At 66.4% G+C, this 21,574-nt stretch carries 16 protein-coding genes; 9 read left to right on the forward strand and 7 right to left on the reverse strand.

Features of this window, described 5'->3' with window-relative positions:
• Window positions 1-11: 11 nt before the first annotated feature.
• Both AC1D34_RS11155 and AC1D34_RS11160 read left to right on the forward strand, forming a co-directional pair.
• Window positions 12-650, forward strand: a complete 639-nt coding sequence (locus AC1D34_RS11155; RefSeq protein WP_441504528.1) for a LysE/ArgO family amino acid transporter — start codon at window positions 12-14, stop codon at window positions 648-650.
• Between the two features lie 151 nt (window positions 651-801).
• Window positions 802-1,263: a DUF6894 family protein gene (locus AC1D34_RS11160; RefSeq protein WP_441504529.1), complete on the forward strand. Its 462-nt coding sequence runs from the start codon at window positions 802-804 to the stop codon at window positions 1,261-1,263.
• Between the two features lie 144 nt (window positions 1,264-1,407).
• Here AC1D34_RS11160 and AC1D34_RS11165 read toward each other — a convergent pair whose 3' ends face one another.
• Entirely contained in the window at window positions 1,408-2,433 is a 1,026-nt protein-coding gene (locus AC1D34_RS11165) for an extracellular catalytic domain type 1 short-chain-length polyhydroxyalkanoate depolymerase (protein WP_441504847.1), read from the reverse strand.
• Here AC1D34_RS11165 and AC1D34_RS11170 point away from each other — a divergent pair.
• Window positions 2,327-2,599, forward strand: coding sequence for a hypothetical protein (locus AC1D34_RS11170; RefSeq protein WP_476768306.1), 273 nt, complete (start codon window positions 2,327-2,329; stop codon window positions 2,597-2,599). The genes AC1D34_RS11165 and AC1D34_RS11170 overlap by 107 nt on opposite strands.
• A gap of 47 nt (window positions 2,600-2,646) precedes the next feature.
• On the opposite strand, the gene AC1D34_RS11175 is transcribed toward AC1D34_RS11170, so the two are convergent.
• Window positions 2,647-3,303 (reverse strand): hypothetical protein, encoded by a 657-nt coding sequence (locus AC1D34_RS11175; RefSeq protein WP_476824250.1) that lies wholly within the window; start codon window positions 3,301-3,303, stop codon window positions 2,647-2,649.
• Between the two features lie 52 nt (window positions 3,304-3,355).
• The gene (locus tag AC1D34_RS11180) at window positions 3,356-3,694 is read right to left on the reverse strand and encodes a hypothetical protein (RefSeq protein WP_441504531.1); all 339 of its coding nucleotides are present in this window, start codon (window positions 3,692-3,694) and stop codon (window positions 3,356-3,358) included.
• A 399-nt stretch (window positions 3,695-4,093) separates the two neighbouring features.
• Between AC1D34_RS11180 and AC1D34_RS11185 the strand changes: the two genes are divergently transcribed.
• The gene (locus AC1D34_RS11185) at window positions 4,094-4,276 is read left to right on the forward strand and encodes a DUF3606 domain-containing protein (RefSeq protein WP_441504532.1); all 183 of its coding nucleotides are present in this window, start codon (window positions 4,094-4,096) and stop codon (window positions 4,274-4,276) included.
• A 440-nt stretch (window positions 4,277-4,716) separates the two neighbouring features.
• On the opposite strand, the gene AC1D34_RS11190 is transcribed toward AC1D34_RS11185, so the two are convergent.
• A complete protein-coding gene (locus AC1D34_RS11190) occupies window positions 4,717-5,040 on the reverse strand; it encodes a hypothetical protein (protein ID WP_441488432.1) in 324 nt (107 codons plus the stop codon).
• 101 nt (window positions 5,041-5,141) lie between these two features.
• Window positions 5,142-6,041 carry a LysR family transcriptional regulator gene (locus AC1D34_RS11195; protein WP_441488433.1) on the reverse strand — a complete coding sequence of 300 codons (900 nt, stop codon included), beginning with the start codon at window positions 6,039-6,041 and terminating at the stop codon, window positions 5,142-5,144.
• A 165-nt stretch (window positions 6,042-6,206) separates the two neighbouring features.
• Here AC1D34_RS11195 and AC1D34_RS11200 point away from each other — a divergent pair, with 165 nt between their 5' ends.
• From AC1D34_RS11200 to AC1D34_RS11215, 4 genes are all read left to right on the forward strand, one after another.
• Window positions 6,207-8,327, forward strand: coding sequence for a hydantoinase/oxoprolinase family protein (locus tag AC1D34_RS11200; RefSeq protein WP_441504534.1), 2,121 nt, complete (start codon window positions 6,207-6,209; stop codon window positions 8,325-8,327).
• A complete protein-coding gene (locus tag AC1D34_RS11205; RefSeq protein WP_441504848.1) occupies window positions 8,324-10,045 on the forward strand; it encodes a hydantoinase B/oxoprolinase family protein in 1,722 nt (573 codons plus the stop codon). Before AC1D34_RS11200 ends, AC1D34_RS11205 begins: the two co-directional genes overlap by 4 nt.
• A 91-nt stretch (window positions 10,046-10,136) precedes the next feature.
• Window positions 10,137-10,952, forward strand: a complete 816-nt coding sequence (locus tag AC1D34_RS11210; RefSeq protein ID WP_441504535.1) for an NAD-dependent epimerase/dehydratase family protein — start codon at window positions 10,137-10,139, stop codon at window positions 10,950-10,952.
• Between the two features lie 82 nt (window positions 10,953-11,034).
• Window positions 11,035-12,318 carry an NAD(P)/FAD-dependent oxidoreductase gene (locus AC1D34_RS11215; RefSeq protein ID WP_441504536.1) on the forward strand — a complete coding sequence of 428 codons (1,284 nt, stop codon included), beginning with the start codon at window positions 11,035-11,037 and terminating at the stop codon, window positions 12,316-12,318.
• 119 nt (window positions 12,319-12,437) lie between these two features.
• Here the strand turns inward: AC1D34_RS11215 and AC1D34_RS11220 are convergent, their stop codons facing one another.
• Window positions 12,438-16,229, reverse strand: a complete 3,792-nt coding sequence (locus AC1D34_RS11220) for an AAA family ATPase (RefSeq protein ID WP_476824251.1) — start codon at window positions 16,227-16,229, stop codon at window positions 12,438-12,440.
• 137 nt (window positions 16,230-16,366) lie between these two features.
• On the opposite strand from AC1D34_RS11220, the gene AC1D34_RS11225 reads away from it, so the two are divergent.
• Window positions 16,367-20,707: an autotransporter domain-containing protein gene (locus AC1D34_RS11225; RefSeq protein WP_476824252.1), complete on the forward strand. Its 4,341-nt coding sequence runs from the start codon at window positions 16,367-16,369 to the stop codon at window positions 20,705-20,707.
• A 126-nt stretch (window positions 20,708-20,833) separates the two neighbouring features.
• Here the strand turns inward: AC1D34_RS11225 and AC1D34_RS11230 are convergent, their stop codons facing one another.
• Window positions 20,834-21,508, reverse strand: coding sequence for a phosphoribosylanthranilate isomerase (locus AC1D34_RS11230; RefSeq protein ID WP_441504539.1), 675 nt, complete (start codon window positions 21,506-21,508; stop codon window positions 20,834-20,836).
• Between the last annotated feature and the right edge of the window lie 66 nt (window positions 21,509-21,574).

Genomic DNA, 21,574 nt, shown 5'->3' on the forward strand with positions numbered 1-21,574 from the left:
TCAAGGCCGGCATGACCAGCTCTCTCATGCCCTCTCTTTTGCCCGCCTTCGCCAAGGGTTTTGCCCTTTCCGCCGGCCTGATCATGGCCATCGGCGCCCAGAACATGTTCGTGCTGCGCCAGGGGCTCAAACGGGAGCATGTCTGGCCTATCGTCCTGTTCTGCGCGGCGGCCGACGCTGCGCTGATCGTGGCAGGCGTCAGCGGCCTCGGCAGCGCACTCGCCCTCATTCCCGGCCTGTCGCTCGGCCTCAGCCTGGGTGGCGCGGCCTTTCTCAGCTGGTACGGCGTTTCGGCGCTCAGGCGGGCCGCCAACCCTTCCGTCCTCCTTGTCGAGCAACAAGGCGGCATGACGCTCGGCGCAGCGCTGGCCGGCACCGCCGCCTTCACCTTCCTCAACCCTCACGTCTATATCGACACGGTCATGCTCATGGGGGCCGTCGGGACGAGCCTTCCGCCGATCGAGCGGCCTCCGTTCATGGCCGGCGCGGCGATTGCCAGCTTTGCCTGGTTCGCTTCGCTTGGCTTCGGCGCGCGCTTCCTCGCCCCGCTCCTGTCCCGGCCCGCCTCCTGGCGCGTTCTCGACCTCGGCATCGGCGCGATGATGCTGGCGCTCGCGGCAAGCCTGCTCCGCGACGCGCTGATCCCCTGACCCAACGCCCTCGCCGAGCGGCCCACTCCGCGGAAAAGGCGGGAGCGCCCTAACAAAATTCGCATTCCCTTCCCCCCGACCGGGAACGGGCAGTGTTCTGGCACGTTCTCAAACAGGAGCCCGCCCATCTCTCCTTCGCCAGGAGCGGAGCATGAGCCGTTATTTCTTCGACAGCACGGATGGCGACTTCGTCGATATCGACGAGGACGGAATCGAACTTGCCAGCGACGGAGAAGCGCGGCTGTCGGCTTTGGACGCCTTGCCCGACATGGCCCGCGCGGTGATGCCAAACGGCGACTGTCGGTTGTTCGTGGTCAGCGTCCGCCGGGACGATGGCGGCGTCATATATCGGGCGAGCATGGAACTCTTGGGTGAGCGGACCGAACGCTGGACCGCAACGGAGGTCGACATGGCGAAGGCAGATCAAGACAAGCCGACCGGACAGCCCGGCAGGACAAGCGATAGCCGCCCACGGCCGGGGACAGGCATACCCACGGACGATCGGGCGAAGCCGGCGGCGGACGCGAATGTCGTTGCGCCAGCAAAGGGCGATCCAAAGCCCTCCAGTTCACCGAGCGCCCTCGACCCTGGGCGTCCCGTGAAGAAGAACTGATTGCGGTGGCGATGGACCTTGCGATGGCGGTGGAACACTCGGGATTCTGCGAGTGGACGGGTTTGGTGGCATGCCAGCCCGACCATGACAGAGGTCCGCTTCCCGGCTGCGCCGACGGACCTGCGTCAGGACGCGTATCAGGCCTCAAGCCGGACTGAAGCTCTTCCCTTTGGAAGCGGTTGGTCGTCGGGCCTCGGGTGCACGTAGCGCCGTCTTGATCTTTAGCCTTCGAACGAGGAAGAAGCGCGCCATCTCCTTGGAGGCGTCGGGTCCGGCACTGTCCGTAAGCGCCCCAAAGACTTTGCCGCCGGACCAGGCGTGTCCAGTACCATGGACAAGCCATGTCTCCAGCAGGACATCGCCGCCAAGGGGACGGTAGCTTGTTCGGGTGAAATCACGCCCTCGATCAGATCGTCCGGTGCGGGTCTCGACCGCAAGCGTCGATCCGCAGGACTGTCGCAATCGATGGACAAAGCCGTCCGCATTCGCCGGATGTACCGTCGTGTCGCGATCGCCGTGAAAGAGGATCGTCGGAGGCGGCTGGGCGATCTGTCCGGTCGGAGCCGGAGGATTTGATCCTGGCCCCTGCCGCATGGCCAGGCGGGCTTGCGTCAGGCCGCTGACGGCCTCGCCCGAGAGGCCGGAATGGACGCCTACCGCGGCATAGAGATCGGGATACGCCGCGCCAGCGATCGCCGCTGCCGCGCCTCCCGCGGAGATGCCCGCAATATACACGCGCGTGGGGTTACCCTTGCAGAGGGTGAGCACGTTTCGCGTCAGCGCCGCGATCATCGCGGGTTCGCCGGAGCCCCGCTTTTGATTGGCAGGCCGATGCCAGTTCCAGCAGCGTGCCATATTGGCCGACGCCGCCTGCTCGGGATACAGCACGAGGAAGCCGAGTTCGTCCGCGACATCGTTCATGCCTGTTCCGGACGCGAAGTCCGAAGCCGATTGAGTGCAACCATGGAGCATGACCAACAGGGGCAAGCGCCTGCGGGTTGAGCCAATGGGCGTGTAGAGCTTGTAGCGCAGTGTGCCCTTGGCTCCACTGAATCGATCGCTGATGAAACTGCCCGCCGCGGGTCTGCGCGGCGGAACCGCGCTCCGTTTGGCCGTTTTGGTGGTCTTCTTGGCGCGTGCCGGCTTCGGCAGCTTTGTCAGCTTTCGGATGAGGGCAGTTGAGCGGGCCGCGCTCCTGTTTGCGGCGCGCGTTGCTCTCAACAGCGATCGAAAAGGATTTCTCACGCGCAGATCCCCTGCCGGGCGCTTTCAACTGCGCATGAGAGCCCAACCGTTCACGGCTCGAAATGATCCCGCACTGCAGCATTGTTTTTGAACGGCGCACCACTCCCGTCCCCTCGTCAGCGATCGGTCGCTGCCGCGCTAAGGAACGACCGGGAGATCCCCTGGATTCACCGCCCCGAGCTGGCTGTGAAAGGTCAGCGTCCGGTCGAAACTCTGTTGTTGCGAAACCCCGGAAATGACGTGTTCGCCGGTGTCGTAGACCGTTCRCCTAGTTCCATCATCGATGACCAGGCGCCGCGCTGTCGGGAAGAACGCATACCGCATGTCGTTTTGGCTACCAGCCGTTGCCGCGTCCCCAAATTCTGCTGGCCAGCTCCTGGATTCCCGGTCTTTCCGCGCCTCGGCTTCGTTTGCGGCATGTGGCGCTTCCATCGCGCCTTCGCCGCGCCGAAGCGCGTCCGCCAGATCCCCAAGAACACCGTCGAATTTCGCCTTGGTCGCAGTATTGAACATGTCACCGATCATGCTCATTCCGCCGGTCGACCATTGGGCCATGCCGCCGAAGGCAGGGTGAGAAAACTGGGCCATCGTCCCCCGACCTCGACGAAGCGCTGCCAACGCCGCCTCCACAGCGTCGACGGCGACCCCATGATTCTGCGCCGTCCGTGTGATCAGGTCAGATGTCCCGTCCGCCAGTCCCTCCTCGGACGGGCGGGCATCGGTTCGGGATGTAAAATCCTGCTCGGGGGGAAGAGGGTTTCCGTGTCCGTCTTTCACCATGACGTCGTCCTCCATCTAGCACACCAAAGGGCCGGTCGGAACGCGGTCTCAGTCGATCTCGAGACGGTCACTGGTCCGAGAGCGTAACCCACGCCATGGCTGATCCCTGGACCAGTCTCGCSCGTGCGACGGCGCAATCCTCGACATAGAGCCGTCGCGCTGCCGACGTGTTGCGCAGCCCATGATCCGAGAGCCATTTCAGGAGCGGGGTGCGCCGAACCGTCACGATCTGGATTGCCATTCCCGCGTTCAAGAACCGGGAATAGACGCCCGAAGCACGCTGGTGCCACTCGGAGTAGGACCGCGGCAAAACTGCTCGGTCTTCCGCAAGCGCCCAGAGTTCATCGAAATCCGACTGCTTGTACCAGGGAAGCGCAAGCCGATAGGTTTCAGACGGTGTATCCATGAAAACGTCTACCTACCTCGTGCGCATATCCTAATAGTGAACGCTTGATCGAGCTTTCATTCGATACTCGAAAGATGTGTCAGAAGAGAGTCCCTCCCTTCTTCGGATTGTCTGGCCAACAATTCGATCGACGATCCGATGGCCGGCGCAGTCGTCTCCACGAAAGGGGAACCGCTGTTCAAGTCCTTTGTTCCCACCGGCTGATCCATCAAGAATCCGCGAGTCCATTACAGCCCGCGCAGAATCACGCCCAGTCGCTCGTTACCGCACCAGAGCGAGGCGCCCTTGCGTACGAGTGCGCTTCAGCCGCAAGGCCGAGCCAGAACGCCACAGGAAGCGTTCGTCGCTGAGGAACATCGTTGCGACATTGCGGTTCCATGGGGCTCCAAGGAGGTTACCATGCCGGACGATCTTACCAACCGCGACGCGCAAGACCGCGCCCGCATCAATCTGAATGAACCTCACGACGTCAAATACTGGACCCAAAAATGGGGCGTGAGCCTTGAGCAATTGAAGATGGCCGTTGCAAAGGCGGGCTCACGCTCGGCCGCGGTCGCGAAGCTATTGGGCCGACCCCTCTAGCGCATCGCAGGGAGTAGGCCTTTTCCGCGTCGGCAGTCGCCAAACGTCCGCCGGTCAGCGACCCTTCCGGAACACTCTCTGTGGGTGCGGGTTCAAAGGCCTCCACCGGGAGAGATCATCATGGGTCGCGGTATTTTGCTTTGGATGCTCGGCATTCCTCTTCCGCTCATCATCCTCCTCGCGTTCTTTCGGTAGCGACCTGAAGCGTCGTTCGATCGCCACATGACGTTCGGACGCTGGCCGCGCATCGCTGGATTTGTGCGATCACTCGACGTTTCCGCTGACTGCGGAAACGTCACGGGGACCATTATGGATGTCGGCTGGTTCCTGGCTCGCGTCCGAGACGCCAGTGCAGACTCGCGGCGCGTCGCCCCAGCAACGACCGTGTGAAGTCAGCCTCGACCGCCTGCCGAAATCGGGGCGCAACGTCCCGGCCCGCATCAGGGAGCGTGATTGCGTCGTCGTTGCCACCACGCCCGCAGCCTGATCCATAGATTCACGGTGGCAAGAGCAAAGCGCGCCATCGGCTTTCTCAATGGCGGGAAGTCTGCGGCGATCAGCAACAGGCCAAGAGGCAGCATCCAAAGCCCGAGCGCGGGTAAGATCGAAAAGATGCCGCCGACGATCAGGAGAAGCCCCACGGGCAGTCGAACCCAACGCGAGGCCGGGTGCCGCAGCCAACGCAATGTTGCTGAGAACCGCTCTGGAACCTCCCGCTCGATGTGCTTGAATGCCCGCCGGAGTTCCTGCTTCCCCTCGTCCATCATGCCTCCCGAACGCTCGCGCCGGTGGACAACGCGCGACGCCGGAGTTCGTTCATCGCACGGGCGCAGCCGACCTGGTCTCAGCATTGACGATCAACCGGTCAGGCCGCGTTCGGCTTCCAGTCGGCGACCGCGACGGCGAGTTCCGCCGCGGCCTCGACGATCGGCCGCGCCGGCATCGTCACATAGGATGCGGTGAAACTCATCGGGGTCGGCACCCAATCGCAGTTGAGGGCGACGAGTTCGCCGGATTCGACGAAGCGCTCGACCAGCGGCGACGGCAAGGTCGCGATGCCGAGGCCATCCAGCGTCATGTTCAGGCAGGCCGCCAGATTACTCGACGAGACCGGGCGGCTGAGCCGGCTGCTGTTGCGCTTGAAGTAGTCGACGACCTCCGCATAGGGCCGCGTGTTCTTGGCATGGGTCAGGATCGGAAACCGGGCGAGGTCATCGGCCCCGACGGGGTCGGGCAAGGCTGCGGCAAACCGGGGGGCAGCGACCCAGGGCAGCGCCACCGTCCCCAGCGGCAGATTGGTGACAGAAAGGTCGGAGATCGGCCCGTTGAGGAAGGCAATGTCGAGTGAGCCGTCCATGAGGTTGCGCTGGAGATTGAAGGTCAGGTCGACACTCAGCTCGACCACGACCTCGGGAAAGCGCACGGCCATCTCGCGCAGGAAGCGATGCAGCCAGGTCTGGGCCACGGTTTCCGCGACGCCGAGCTTCAGGATGGATTGCCGGCTCGCCGCATCGCCCGCCTGGAGCAGCGCCTCGGTCGCCTCGAGCGCCCGCGCCGCGAGCGGAAGCACGCTCTTGCCTTGATCCGTCAGCACGACCGATCCGGCATCGCGTTCGAACAGGCGCAGGTTCAGGACCGTCTCGAGCGCCGATATCCGCGCCGAAATATTCGGCTGCGTCGTGTTCATCTGTTCGGCGACGCGGCGGAAATTCCTGAGCGAGGCCAGCCGGACGAAGGTTTCGATCTGCTTGAGCGTGATCTGCATCGAGAACCCCGGTCTGCGCCGCCTGGGACCGCGCCACAGGATCAATATTTTCTATCATCACGAGACAATCAAATAATTAGACGTGATCATCGATCGCGGCCATCTTTTTGGAGGTTCGGCTCTCCCGCAGCGCCGGGCATCTCCTTGCACTGAAAGGTGGTTTCGATGAGGGGCGCTGCATCCTCCCAAGGCAATCTGGGCGCCGATATTGGCGGCACTTTCACGGATGTCGTGCTGGAAATCGGGGGCGAAAGTTACTCCGCCAAGGTGCTGACCACCTATGACGCACCCGAGCGCGCCATCATCGAGGGCATGCACCGCGTCTGCGCCAAGGCGGGCGTGACGCCCGCCGCCATCGGCCGGATCATCCACGGCACGACGCTTGCGACCAACGCTCTGATCGAACGCCGCGGCGCGAAGACGGCGCTGATCACGACCGAAGGTTTTCGCGACGTGATCGAGATGCGGACCGAAAGCCGGTTCGAGCAATACGACCTCAACCTGACGCTGCCCCAGCCCCTGCTGCCGCGCAACCGGCGCTACACGCTGCGCGAGCGCGTCGCGGCCAGCGGCAAGACGCTGATCCCGCTCCGGCGCACGGATATCGTCGCGCTGGCCGAGCAGATCGCAGAAGCGGGCTATGAGAGCGTCGCGGTCGGGCTGATCCATTCCTATCTCGACCCCAGCCATGAGCGGCTGGTCCGCGAGGTGCTGCTGGAGCGGATGCCGGGTCTTGCGGTCTCGATCTCGTCGGAGGTGTCGCCGCAGATGCGCGAATACGAGCGCTTCAACACGGTGGTGGCCAATGCCTATGTCAAGCCGATGATGAAGCGCTATCTCGCCAGCCTGGCCGCAAGACTGGCTGGCGAAGGTGCGGACTGCCCGATATTCCTGATGCATTCCGGCGGCGGCATCATGTCGCTCGAAGGGGCGGCGGAGTTCCCGGTTCGCCTCGTCGAATCCGGCCCGGCCGGCGGCGCGATCTATGCCGCCGATGTCGCCGCGCGCTTCGGCCTCGACCGGGTGCTCTCCTTCGACATGGGTGGGACGACGGCCAAGATCTGCCTGATCAAGAACCAGACACCGAAGACGAGCCGGGTCTTCGAGGTGGCACGGAGCTACCGCTTCAAGAAGGGCTCGGGCATGCCGATCTCGATCCCGGTGATCGACATGGTCGAGATCGGCGCTGGCGGCGGCTCGCTCGCCCAGGTCGATTCGATGCGCCAGATCCGCGTCGGGCCGGAGAGCGCCGGCTCGGAGCCCGGCCCCGCCTGCTATGGCCGCGGCGGCACACGGCCCGCCGTGACCGATGCCGACCTCCTGCTCGGCAAGATCGACCCTGCCAATTTCGCCGGCGGCAGCATGGAGCTGGACACAGCCGCCTCGCGCACAGCCGTGACGGCTGCGATCGGCGAACGGCTCGGGATGAGCGGCGAAACCGCCGCCTTCGGCATCGTCGAGGTCGTCGACGAGAACATGGCGAATGCCGCCCGCGTCCACGCCGTCGAGAATGGCGATGATCTCTCCGGCTATACAATGATCGCCTTCGGCGGCGCGGCGCCGCTCCATGCCGGACGGCTCTGCGAGAAGCTCGGCATTGCGCGCCTGCTGGTGCCGCCCGGGGCCGGTGTCGGCTCGGCCATCGGCTTCCTGCGGGCGCCGTTCAGCTTCGAGGCGACGCGCAGCGTCTATATGCGCCTGGCGGATTTCGACGCCTCGCTGGTGCGCGGCCTGCTCGCAGAACTCGAAAGCGAGGCTACGAGCTTCGTCCGCTCCTGCGACGCGCAGGCGCCGCTCAGCGTCGAGACCAAGGTCTATATGCGCTATGTCGGCCAAGGCTGGGAAATCCCGATCGATGTCAGCCGGGCCGCACCGACGATCGATGCCTATCGCGACCTGTTCGAGGCCGAATACGCCAAGCTGTTCTCAAGGACCGTCCAAGGTCTGGACATAGAGATCACCGTCTGGGCGGTGAATGCGAGCACGGCGAAGACGGTGCCGGTGCGGGCCGAGGGGCTGGGCGCCCTGGCGCCGCTGACGGCGACCGCACAGCGCGAGGTCTTCGACCCTGCGCTCGGCGTTCGGGTGACGGCCGGCGTGTTCGCGCGCTCGGAGGTCGCAATCGGCCGGCTCGTGGCCGGCCCCTGCGTCATCGTCGAGGATGAAACCACGATCATCGTGCCGGCCGGCTGCGCGGCGACCTGCCGCTCGGATGGTTGCATCGAAGTCTTCAAGCAGAGCACCGACGCGGTGGAAGCCCGTCTCGCCGACATGATCGAGGCCTGACCATGATGACGCTCTCCACCGTCTCGCTGCAGGTGATGTGGAACCGCCTGATCTCGATCGTCGAGGAGCAGGCCCAGGCCCTGATCCGCACGGCCTTCTCGACCTCGGTGCGCGAGGCAGGCGACCTCTCGGCCGGCGTCTACAACCGGGCCGGGCTGATGCTGGCCCAGGCCGTGACCGGCACGCCAGGCCATGTCAACGCCATGGCCGACGCGGTCGCGCATTTCATCCGTGAGATCGGCCCCGGCAACATCCTCGAAGGCGATATCTACATCACCAACGACCCCTGGATGGGGACCGGGCACCTGCACGACATCACCGTGGTGACGCCCTCCTTCTACCGGGGGAGGCATGTCGGCTTCTTCGCCTGCACGGCCCATGTCGTCGATATCGGCGGCCGCGGCTTCGGGGCGGACGCCAATTCGGTCTATGAGGAAGGCCTCTATATCCCGATCATGAAATTCGCCGACCAGGGCAAGGTCGACCAGCCCTTCGTCAGGCTGGTGCGCGGCAATATCCGCGAACCCGACCAGGTCGTCGGCGACATCTTCGCGCTGGCGACCTGCAACGATGTCGGCCATCGCCGGCTGACCGGCATGCTCGACGAATTCGCCCTCGACGGACTGGAGCAGGTCGGCGATTTCATCCTCGAGAACTCGCGACGGGCGACACTGGAGAAGATCGCGGCGCTCAAGCCCGGCGCAGCCGAGGGCGCCATGCTCAGCGACGGCTTCGCTACGCCGATCCTGCTCAAGGTCAAGGTCACGATCGGCGCCGACGAGGTTTGCGTCGATTTCGCGGGCTCGTCGGGCGTCGACCCCAAGGGCATCAACTGCCCGATGGTCTATTCCAAGGCCTATGCCTGCTATGCCTTGAAATGCGCGATTGCGCCCGAGATCCCCAATAATGCGGCCTCCCTCGAGCCCTTCCGCATCACGGCTCCGGAGAACACCATCGTCAACGCGCTGCATCCGGCGCCCGTCGCGCTGCGCCATGTCATCGGCCATCTCATCCCCGACACGGTCTATGATGCGCTCGACAAGCTCCTGCCCAGGACCGTTCCAGCCGAAGGCGCAGGACCGCTCTGCAATTTCCAGGTCTCGCTGCGTCCGGCCTCGGAGGCGGCGCGTCTTTCCGGGGCGAGGCGCGCCGAGGTCTTGATGTTCAATTGCGGCGGATCGGGCGCACGCCCGACGCTCGACGGCATGAACACCACCGCCTTCCCCTCAGGCGTCATGACCATGCCGATCGAGGCAACCGAGCATGCCGGCCCGATCATCATCTGGCGCAAGGAATTGCGGCCCGATTCCGGCGGCGCCGGCCGCTTTCGCGGCGGGCTCGGCCAGTTCATGGAGGTCGGCGCGGTCGAGGGCCATGTCTTCGACATGTCCGCGATGTTCGACCGCGTGAAGCATCCGCCGCGCGGGCGCCTTGGCGGAGCCGATGGCGGCGCGACCGAAATCCGCCTCGACGACGGCAGGGCCATGGCCGGCAAGGGGCGTCAGGCCGTTCCCGAGGGCCGCAAGGTCATGCTGTCGCTTCCCGGTGGCGCCGGTTACGGCCCGGCCGCCGAGCGCAGCCGCGCCGCGGTGTTGCGCGACCTTGCGCTCGGCTATGTCTCGGCCGAGATGGCCAAGGCCGCATATGACGTCAGCGACGCCGAGATCGCGGCGGTCGAAGCCGGACTGAAGCGCGGCGAACTGCCCTCCCCCGGATGACGCCGTGCCACGAGATCCGGAACGCCGATTCTCCCCATCGCCGCCGCGCTGGCCTGGTGCGGCGGTCAGCCTGTGACGACGCGAGGACCGCATGCCCCATTATGACCGCATCCTGATCACCGGCGCGGCCGGCCGCCTCGGCTCTCATCTTCGCACCGGGCTTGCGCATCTCGCCGGGACGATCCGTGTCGCCGATCGCGAGCCGCTCGGCCCGCTTGCCTCCCATGAGGAACAGGCGATCTTCGATCTTGCGGATATGGAGGCGACGATCGCGGCGACCGAGGGTTGCGATGCCATCGTCCATTTCGGCGGCGCGCCGACCGAGCGGGACTGGCAGACCATCCTCGATTCCAGCATTCGCGCCTCCTACCACATCTATGAGGGCGCCCGGAAACACGGGATCAAACGCGTCGTCTATGCCTCATCCGTCCATGCGATCGGCTTCCATGAGATCGGCGCGCAGATATCGGTCGATGCGCCGGTTCGGCCTGACTGCCTCTACGGCGTCGGCAAGACCTTCGTGGAAAGCCTGAGCCGGCTCTATTGGGACAAGTTCGGCATCGAGACGGCGTGCCTGCGCATCTTCTCGTCCTTCCCCGAGCCCGTCGACCGGCGGATGCTGTGGTCCTATCTCTCCTTCGCCGACTGCGTGCGCCTCGTCGAAGCCTCGCTGACGGCGCCTTTCGTCGGCCACACCATCTCCTTCGGCACCTCGGACAACACGGTGAAGGCGGTCGACAATAGCGGCGCCAACCATCTCGGCTATCACCCGCAGGACAGCTCGGAGCCGTTTCGCGGCAAGGTCGAGGCGAATGCGCCGGCTCTCGACCCCAAGTCTCCGACGGGCCGCTATCTCGGCGGCAAGTTCTGCGAGATGGGCCACCCCGACGACGAAGCGAAGGCCTGACATCTGCGGGCGCCCTCCGCGCCTGCACAATGTTGCGCCTGCACCAAGCCATTCACGGACCTGACAGAGCGGAGCCGATTCAATGCTGGGGGACAAGCGTTCGCACGGGCTCTGGGAACTCTCAGCCCCTCCTGCCCCGCCGACCACGGTCCTGGGCGAAGCCGCATCCGCCGACGTCGCCATCGTCGGCGCCGGCTATACCGGGCTCTCGGCGGCGCTCCATCTCGCCAGGGGCGGCAAGAAGGTCATGGTTCTGGAGGCGGTCGAGATCGGCTTCGGCGCATCCGGCCGCAACTCGGGCTTCGTCAATGCCGGTCTCTGGGTGATGCCCGACGACCTGATCGCCACGCTCGGCCCGGTTCATGGCAACCGCCTGATCGCACTGCTCGGCGAAGCGCCGCGCGAGGTCTTCGCGCTCACGGAACGCTATGGCATGGAATGCCAGACCGACCATCGCGGAACCTATCATTGCGCCGTCGGCGCAAGCGGCCTGAAGCAGCTTCAGGCCCGCCAGGCGCAGTGGAGCAAGCTCGGCGCCAAGGTCGAGCTGTTGAGTGCCGACGATACGCAGGCGAGGACCGGGGCTGCGGGCTATACCGGCTCGCTGTTCGACCCGCGCGCCGGCACGATCCAGCCGCTCGCCTATGCGCGCGGCCTGGCGGGCGCYGCGATGACCGAAGGCGCGATCATCCACACCGGCAGCGCGGTGACCGGCTTCGAGCGCAGCGGCAACGCCTGGCTGGTCAAGACCGCCGGCGGCAGCGTCAGCGCCGACTGGCTCATCCTGGCGACCGACGCCTATTCGACCGGCGCGACCGCCAACATCCGCGAGGAGCAGGTGCATCTGCCCTATTTCCACGTCTCGACGGCTCCGCTCGGCCACAATATCCGCAAGACCATCCTGCCGCAGGGCGGCGCGGGCTGGGACACCAAGACCATCTTGAGCGGGTTCCGGCTCGATGCGGAGGGGCGCCTGATCGTCGGCAGCGTCGGCGCATTGCGCGGGACGGGCTTGAGCGTTCATCGCGCCTGGGTGAAGCGGCATATCCGGAAGCTGTTTCCGCAACTTGGCGAATTCGAGCTCGAAACGGAATGGTACGGCAAGATCGGCATGACGCCGGATCACCTGCCGCGGCTGCACAGCTACGGACCGAACGCGATCGGGTTCAGCGGCTACAACGGCCGCGGCATCGCGCCGGGCACCGTCTTCGGGCGCGAACTTGCCCGGCTCATCCTTGGCGAGATCGATCTCGCCGGCATGCCCTTGCCGGTATCCGAACTCGCCATCCCGGCCTTCCGGGGCGTCAGGGAGGCCTATTACGGGGTCGGCGCGCAAGTGGCGCATCTCCCGATCGCACCGGCCTGAACCACGCAGTCGCGCCATCGGCGAGATCGCGCGGTCGCGATGCAGTGCCTCCACGCTGCCAGGCCTTCATGCCGTGAGCCGGCCCCGAGGCCGCCCGCTATGGCAACTGATCCGCCGCCTCATTGGCCTGATCCAGCCAGAAGCGCATGCCCATCTCGCGGTACATCGTCGTGGCGATCTCGAGCTGGTTGCGAGCCTCGGCCGGCCGGCCTGCGCGCAGGTGCAGATGTCCGAGGCCATGATGGCAGGGCGAGCAAATGCGCATCCCCGAGGGGCACCAGGAACAGGGCCTGGCCAAAGCGATGCCCCATGGCTTCCAGAGCGCTCAGCGCCTGCTCCAGCAGAGGCAGGCCTCGCTCGGTCTGCCCCAGCAGGGCATAGGCATAGCCGAGCGTGCCCGTACTGCCCGCGGCCATGAAGGGCAGGTCGAACTCGCGGGCCACGACGCAAGCGCGCTCCAACCGCGTTATGGCTTCGGCGAACTCGCCGCGAATGACCAGGAGGTCGGCGAGACACCAATAGGCGATCGTCAGGCCGAGCGGATCATCGACCGCCAGCGCGATGCGAATGCCCTCCTCGCCATGCAGGATGCCCTGCTCGAACCTGCCTTGCTCGGCATGGATCCGCGCCAGGAAAGCACGGACCGTCACGGCTGGATATCCAGCGAGACCAAATCGCTCGAAGCGGGGCTGACGATCGAGCAACTCCAGCGCTCGCACGAAGAGCGGCTCGACCTGGGGGAACTCAAGCGTCGAGAAGCAGGCCGTCCCGAGAAACAGGGTCGCCGCCATCTGGAGTGGGACGTCGCCAAGCGAATCCGCCAGCGCCAGCGCCTGCTGGCCAAAACCCGCGGCTTCCGCGGAATCGCCGCCCAGCGCCAGGGTCTGGCACATATGGAAGGCGAACCGCGCCAGGCGGTGTTGATCGTCCAGGCGTCTGGCCAGGCTTTCGGCCTCGCGAAGATGGCCGATGATGCGCTCGAACTGTCCGAGCGGAAGAAGCGATGCCTTCGATTCGAACCGGAGATCGATGGCCTGCTCGTGCGTCTCCCGGGTCTCGGGGAGTGTGGCCAGAACACGCAAGGCCTGCTCGAAGAACCCGGCGGCCTCGCGGTTGGCCCAGCGCGCCTGCGCCAGCCGGGCTGCCTTGACCCAGTAGCCGACCGCCTCGCCCCCGAGCCCGGCTTCCGTGAAATGGTGAGYGACGAGCTCGGGCTGGTCTTCGACCCAGGCCTGGAACTGATCGATCAGCGTCCGGGCGATCGTCGCATGCAGGTCGCGTCGCCGGCTCCTGAGCATCGTGGCATAGGCAGCATCCTGCACGAGCGCGTGCTTGAAGACGTAGCCTTGCCCTGACGATGCACTGCGGCGCGAGACGAGGCCGGATTCCAGCAGCCGCGCGAGCGCTGTCTCGAGCTCCGCGGAGGCAAGACCCGACACCGCAGCGATCAGCTCGTGCGAGAACTCCCGTCCGATCGCGGCGCCGATCATGGCTGCGTCCCTTGCCGGGCCGAGCAGGTCGAGCCGGGCCACCAGCGCGGCCTGCAGCGTCGTCGGGATCGCCACTGACGGCAGGGGCCCGTCGAGGACCCAGCCGTCCCCGGTCTGACGCAACAGCCCGCTTTCAAGGAGCGAGCGTGTCAGTTCCTCGATGAACAGCGGCACGCCATCCGCCCGCGACAGAATCTGGCCGATGACAGCATTGGGGAGCGCCCTGTCCCCGGCGACGCCGCGCATGATGCCGGTGCTGTCGCCCGGGCCAAGGCGGCTGAGCGACAGCGCAGTGACATGTGGCTGGTCGAGCCAGCCGGGCTGGAATTGGGGCCGGCAGGTGACCAGCAGCAGCAGAGGCAGCCGGGCGGCGCGGCTCACCAGGCGCTCGAGCAGATCGAGCGACGACGGATCGAGCCAGTGCGCATCCTCGAACAGGATCAGGACCGGCTTCCCGGCTGCGGCGCGCTCGATCCGGTCGAGGAGCAGACCGAGCGTCATCTCGCGCTTCTGCTGCGGACTGGCCGCCAGCGGGGGGTAGCGGTCCTCCAGCGGCACTCCGGTCAGCTCGGCAAGGAGCGCCACGTCGCGCGGCATATCGAGCGATGTCGGCGCGAGCAACGCCTCCAGCCTGTCGAGCCTCGCGCCGGCGCTGTCGTCGGGGCTGAAGCCGGCATCCTGCTGGACACGGGCAATGAACGGATGCAGCGGGCTCTGTGCAAGATGCGGAGCACAGGAATAGCGCAGGAGGGAATCGGGCCCGGAGCCGGTCCGGGCCGGCACGCTCTCGGCCAGGCGCGACTTGCCGATGCCAGGCTCGCCCGAGATCAGAACGACACGCCCTTCCCCCGCACCGGCCTGATCCCACCGGCGAAGCAGCAGCGCGATCTCTTCCTCGCGGCCGATGAGCGGGCTGAGAACGGCGCCGCGCCGTGCATCGAAGCGGCTCACCCCGGCGATCTCGCCAAGGACCTGCCACGCTTCAAGAACCTGCCATGCTTCAAGGACCTGCCATGCTTCCGGCTGTTGCGCGTCGCTGCGGACCGCGGGCGCCCGGCAGGCGAACTGCCGACCCACAAGCTGCTGCGTGCTCGCGGCAATGACGACTTCGCCCCCTGCCGCACTGCCCTGCAGACGCGCCGCCAGGGCCGGGGCCTCGCCCGTCGCGACATGCTGCCGATTCTTGTCCGCTGTCGATTTCTCCCCGACGACGACGAGCCCGGTGGCGATGCCGACGCTCGCCTGCAGCGCCCCGGCCAACGGCGCGGCCAGGCTGCCGATGGCGGCAAGGAGAGCAAGGCCGGCGCGCACGGCGCATTCGGCATCATGCTCATGGGCGGCCGGATAGCCGAAATACACGACAACGCCATGGCCCTGGTAATGGGCGACGAAGCCGCCAAATCGCGCCGCGACATCGGCGACGGTCGCGTGGAAGGCGGCGATCAGATCGTGGATATCTTCGGGATCGGGGCTCGCTGAGGGGCTGATCGCGCCGACCAGATCGCAAACCAGGATCGTCAGTTGGCGCTGCTCCAGAGCATCCGGGCGAAGCCCCTTCGTCGGGGCCTCGCCGTCTCGCGCCGCCACGATCCCTGCTGCGACAGGCGGTTCTACTGTCCCGGAAGCTGTGGGATGCCGTTCGCCGCTCGCGCGCGGCGCGCTTGCAACACTTGGCACACTTGGCGGCGCTGCGCTGCGAAGCTCAGCTGCCAGCGCCTGCGTGACCGCATCGGGCGCCGCGCCGAGCTCGCGCCTCAGCAGCGCTGTGAGATCCTGATAATGCCTGAGCGCCTCGGCCTTGCGTCCCATCGCGACGAGCGCCTGGAGGGCGACCCGATGCGCATCCTCACGCAGGGCATTCACCTGGATGGCCCGATGAGCCGCCTTGAGCGCAGCCTCCTCGTTCCCCGCCCGCATCGCGTCCTGGCTCTCGCTGACCATGGCGTCGAGCGCCAGGCCTTCGAGGCGTCCTCGCAGCGAGGCGCGCCAACTCAGCCACGCGTCTTCTTCGATATTCAGGTCGGCCAGAAACGAACCCCGGTGGAGATCGGCGGCCGCGGCGAGCGACGCAGCCCCTCCCTCGGTGATCAACGCCTCGAAGCGAACAGCATCGCAATCGATCGCGCCGGGCGCGAGCCAGACCTCGTCGTCGGTACTGACGAGCGTTTCCTGGCCTAAAATCCGACGCAGCCGAAAAATCGCCTGCCGCAGGTTCTGTCGGGCCTGTGTCTCGAAATGCGAGCCCCACAGCAGGTGGGCCAGCCTTTCACGCGGCTGGGGTTGAGGCGCCGTGCAGGCCAGATAGGCCAACAAACCCGACAGTTTCCGGCTCGGCAGCCGGACGATGCCATCGCGCGTTGCCAGCTCGAATCGTCCGAGCAGCGAGAGACGAAAATGGGGAAGAGCGACACCGTCCTTCATTCTGCCGGCAACACGAACAGGTCGATCCTTCTCGAAAAGCACAGATTCTGCCCGGCGCGAACGCAGAGGCAGGCAGAATTAACGCTCGTGTCACGGTGCAATAACGGCCGACCCTCGTGACGGATGGCATTTTGGTCGTGAGCTCCGACGCTCAGCTCGGCGCCGATACCGTCACCGTCGACAATTCGACCAACAAGAATGCCACGCTGCAGATCAATGCCGGCGTCAGCATCGGCAACGAGATCACCGTCAACAACGGTGGCACGCTGAGCAATGCGGGCACCCTTTCGCGCCTGGCTGCGGGGCAGGTTGGCGTGCTGTCCATGGCAGGGGGCGCCACGGTGCATAACCTGCAAGGCGCAACGATATCCGGGCAAACGCAAGGCGTGTTGGTGCACGGAGGCGGCACGCTGACCAATACCGGCGGCACGATCACCGGTGCGACGCTCGATGGGGCGTCGTTCGGCGGAGACGCGACGGTCACGAACACGCAGGGCGGAACGATCAGGGGCAAGCGAGCCGGCGTGCTTGTTTTCGGAAACGGAACAGTGACCAACACCGGAGGCACGATCATTGGCACCGACGTTTCCGGCGTGCAAATCGACACAGGAACGATCTCGAATACGCTGGGCGGAACCATCACGGGCCGGGACAGCGGCGTGACGGTGACTGCCGGCGGCACGATCATCAATGGTGCCGGCTCGACGATCGAGGCCGCGCTGGGGGCCCTGGCGGTGAGCTCGGTCATCGGAAACGTCTCGCTCAGCAATGCGGGCAAGCTGATCGGGCACGTGGCCCTGCGCTCCAACGCCAATRGCGATGAAATCCACGATGTCACGCTGTTCACAGGCTCCAGYATCACGGGCAATCTGAGCTTCGGCGCCAATGCCGCCTCCACGCTGACGCTGGATGGCACCGGCACGCAGCTCTATTCGGCGGCCGTCGGCGGCACGACCAGCTTCAGCGCCGGCACGCTTATCAAGCAGGGCAGCGGCACCTGGACGCTGGACAAGGCGATGACGCGCAGCGGCGCCACGCAGGTCAAAGCCGGAACCCTGGCGGTCGCCAATAATGCGGGCCTGGGCAGCGRCTCCGTCACGGTGGACAACAGCGGCGCTCTCGGCGCCACGCTGAAGATCAATGCGGGCATCAGCATCGGCAACGAAGTCATCGTCAACAACGGTGGCACCCTGAACAACGCTGGCACCATTTCGCGAACGGCTGCAGGGCAGGTCGGCGTGCTGTCCACCGCGGGCGTCGCCACGGTGGTCAACGCAGCCACCGGGCGGATCGAGGGGGATTATGTCGGCGTGCAGCTCGGTGATGGCGGCACGGTGACCAACCAAGGCGGCACCATCACAGCCGTGAGCCACGGCGTGCTGCTCGACAAAGGTGGCGACGTGAGCAATCTCGGCGCCACGAGTGTTATCCGCGCCAGCGGCACTGATGGCCTCGGCGTGTTCATCAATACAGACGGCACTGTGACCAACGGGACCGGCGCGAGCATTGCCGGCGGGTTGGGCGGCGTCCGCATCTGGGGTGCCGGCACGGTGACCAACACCGGCGGCACCATCAGCGTGACCGCGGACAACCAGGGTCACGGCGTGGAGATCGTCGTCGGCCAGGGCACCGTCACCAACGAGGGCGGCGGCAGGATCACGGGCAAGCTCTACGGGGTGAGCTTTGCCGATGGCGGGACGGTGACCAACACGGCAAGCTCGATCATCGCCGACGGGACAGATGCCCTTGCCGCGGGCGTGGGCATCAGCGGCGGGGCGGGCACGGTCACCAATACCGGGTCGGGCAGCCTCATCAAGGGCCCCTCGGCGGGGGTCCGTCTGATCAATGGAGGCACGGTGACCAACGGCGCTGGCGCCACCATCGAGGGCACGGCATCGGTGCAGGCTATCGGCGGCAACACCGCGCTCAGCAATTCCGGCGCACTGAAAGGCAATGTGGCGCTGCGCGCCGCGGGCACCAACACGGTCACGCTGTTCACCGGATCCAGCATCACGGGCAACCTGGGTATCGGCACCAACGCAGCCTCCACGCTGACGCTGGATGGCGCGGGCACTCACCTTTACTCGGCGGCCGTCGGCGGCACGACCAGCCTCAGCACCGGCGCACTCGTCAAGCAGGGCAGCGGCACCTGGACACTAGACAAGGCCCTGACGCGCAGCGGCATGACCCAGGTCAAGGCCGGGACGCTGGTGGTCGCCAATACGTCAGGCCTCGGCTTCGGCGGCAACGCGACGATATCGGGCGGCAGGCTGCAATTCGGTGACGGCGCAGCGGCTGGAACCTACACTCTCGCCGGCACGATCGACGTGACCGGTGGCAGCCTGGCGATCCAAAACCTGGCGGCGGTGAAGGTCGCGCAGGATGTCCGCTTTGCCAATGACACGGCATTGTCGATCATCGCTTCCACCGGCGGTCCCTTGCTGCAGGCCGAACGCGTCACGCTCGGCAGCAATGTCGCCTTCAACCTCAGCGGCATCAGCGACGCGAACGGCCTGGACAAGCTCCTGATCGATACGCGCTCGGGCCTCAGCGGCGACTTCGGCACGGTCACGGTCGGCGGCTTCCATGGGACGGTGGACTATCTGACGCTGGCGACCCGGAAGTCGGACGACAGCAAGCACTATCTCGCCAGCTATGGCTTGAGCTGGACTGCGGGCAATTCTCGCGCGCATGGCACGTTCACGCTGACCAATGCTGCCGACAGGTTCGATATGGGCGCAGCGCTGAGCGACCGGGCGCCCAATGCCGCAACCGGCTGGGACGGCAGATCCCTGACCAAGGCGGGCGCCGGCACGCTCGTGCTCACGGGCGCCAACACCTTTACCGGCGCAACCACGGTCAATGCCGGCACGCTCGTCGTCAACGGCTCGACCGCGAGTGCGACGACCGTGAATGGCGGTGGCACGCTCGGCGGCTCGGGCACGATCGGCGGCCTTGCCGTGATGAGCGGCGGCACGGTCGCGCCCGGCAACTCGATCGGCACGCTGACCATTGCCGGCAATGTCGCCTTCGCCGTCGGCTCGACCTATCAGGTCGAAATCAATGCGGCCGGACAGAGCGACCGGATCAATGCGTCGGGCATTGCGACACTGTCGGGCGGCGCCGTCCAGGTCCTGGCAGAGAACGGCAATTACGCGGCCTCGACGAACTATACCATCCTGACGGCGGGCGGCGGCGTCAGCGGGCGGTTCACCGGCGTCAGCTCGAACCTCGCCTTCCTGACGCCCTCGCTGGCTTATGACGCGCAGAACGTCACGCTGACGATGAGCCGCAACGGCACGTCGTTCGGGCCGGGCGGCGGCGGAGCCTTCATCGCCTTGACGCGCAACCAGAGCGGGATCGCGGTCGCGGCGGAACGGCTGGGTGCCGGCAATCGGATCTATGACAGCTTGATCTCGGCGACAGCCGATGAGGCGCGCGCCGGTTTCGACCAGCTCTCGGGCGAGGCCCATGCCCAGGGCGTCGCGGTCGCGATCGCCGAAAGCCGGCTGCTCCGCGAGGCGATCCTCGGGCGCCTGCGCGGGCCGCTGCTGGTGGCGCCAGGCCAGAGCGTCGCGGCGGAGTTCACGGCCGATCTGCCGAACGCGAAGGGCGCAATCATGCTGCCAGCGCCGCGCTTCGAGGAGCGCTTCACCATCTGGGGCGAAGCGGTCGGAGCACAAGCGAACACCAATGGCGACGGCAATGCGGCGAGCCTCTCCCAGCGCACCGGCGGCGCCATCCTCGGCGCCGACCTCAAGCTCTACGAGACGGCGGCGGGCTCGCTTCGGGTCGGCGTTGCCGGCGGCTACACCCGCTCGAATTTCGATGTCGACGCCAGGCTGTCCTCCGGCCGGTTGGAGAGCGGCCATGCCGCACTCTATGCCGGCGCCCGCCTCGGCGCATGGCGGCTCGATGGCGGCCTGGGATATTCGTTCGGCGAAACCAGCCTGACCCGCCAGGTGCAGCTCCGCGGCTTTGGTGACAGGCTGCGCTCGGATCGCGACAGCCAGGTGGCCCAGGCCTTCGCTGAGCTGGGCTATGCCTTCCGTTTCGAGCAGTTTGCCCTCGAGCCCTTCGCCCAGCTCGTCCTGCTCCGGGTCTCATCCGGCTCCGGCCTCGAGCAGGGCGGCGCGGCCGCACTGCGCGTCTTCTCCGGCGACCAGAATCTCGGCTTCACGACCTTGGGCCTGCGCGCCGAGGCGCAGATCGGCACGATGCCGCTCTTCGCCCGCGGCCTGCTCGGCTGGCGCCATGGCTTTGGCGAGCTGACGCCGCGAGCAGCCACGGCCTTCCTTGCCGGCACGACCCCGGCCTCGGTCTACGCGACGGCCATCGATCGCAATGCGCTGGTCGCCGAAGCCGGGCTCGACTGGCGCGCCACCGCCTCGACCACGGTCGGGATCACCTACTCCGCTGCCATCGGCGAGCGAACCCGCGATCACGCCCTCAAGGGACGCATCGACATCAGGTTCTGAAGGCGAGCGCAGGCCGGTTCCGGCGCCGTGGGTCGCGCGGCCGTGCCAGGCGCCGGGAAACGAGATGGGCCTTTTGCGCGGGGGCAGGATGCCCGGGTTGGCCAAGCGCGCCCCGCGCGCCCGCCTCTAGGCCGGGTTCAGAGCGTCATCCGCCTTCCGCACGGCCAAGGCAAAATCCGCCAACTTGACCGGGTCGAGCTGGCCTGCTGTCCGGACGCCCGAAGACAGATCCACGCCGAACGGCCTGACCTGTCGGATGGCAGCGCCGACATTTGCCGGGGTAAGCCCGCCCGCGAGGAACACCGGCAGAGGGCTGGCATCGACGAATTCGGCGCTGATCGCCCAGTCATGCGGGCGCCCGGTGCCGCCCAGTTCCGGCGTCGCTGCGTTCGGACTCCCTGAATCGAGCAGGAAGGCGTGAACATACGGGCTGTAGGCCTGGATCATCTCCAGCGCTGCGCGGCTCTCGACATGGACGACCTGAACGCGGCGCAGATCAGGCTCGATCTCGGCCAGGCGGGCGGACTCCGCCGGATCGATGTTCCAGAGAATCTGGACCGTACTCGGACGCGTCCGGCGCACATGGGCCGCGATCGCCTCGGCTGTCCGCTCGACGGTCAGCAGGAATGTCGCGACGGGAGGCGGCGTGAGTGTCGTGATCGCGGCGACTGTCGGGTCCGCGACATGGCGAGGACTGGAAGGCCCCACACAATTGAAGCCAAGAGCGTCGACGCCAGCCGCTACCGCGAGGCGGGCTTCATCGGCTGACGCGATCCCGCAAACTTTGATCCGGGTTCTCATATCCCAGCAATCCGCCAAATCGGTTCATGACGCAATCTCGGCTCTTCGCCCCGCGGATAGCCTTCG

This window comes from Allobosea sp. P1_A7 (genome assembly GCF_056406775.1).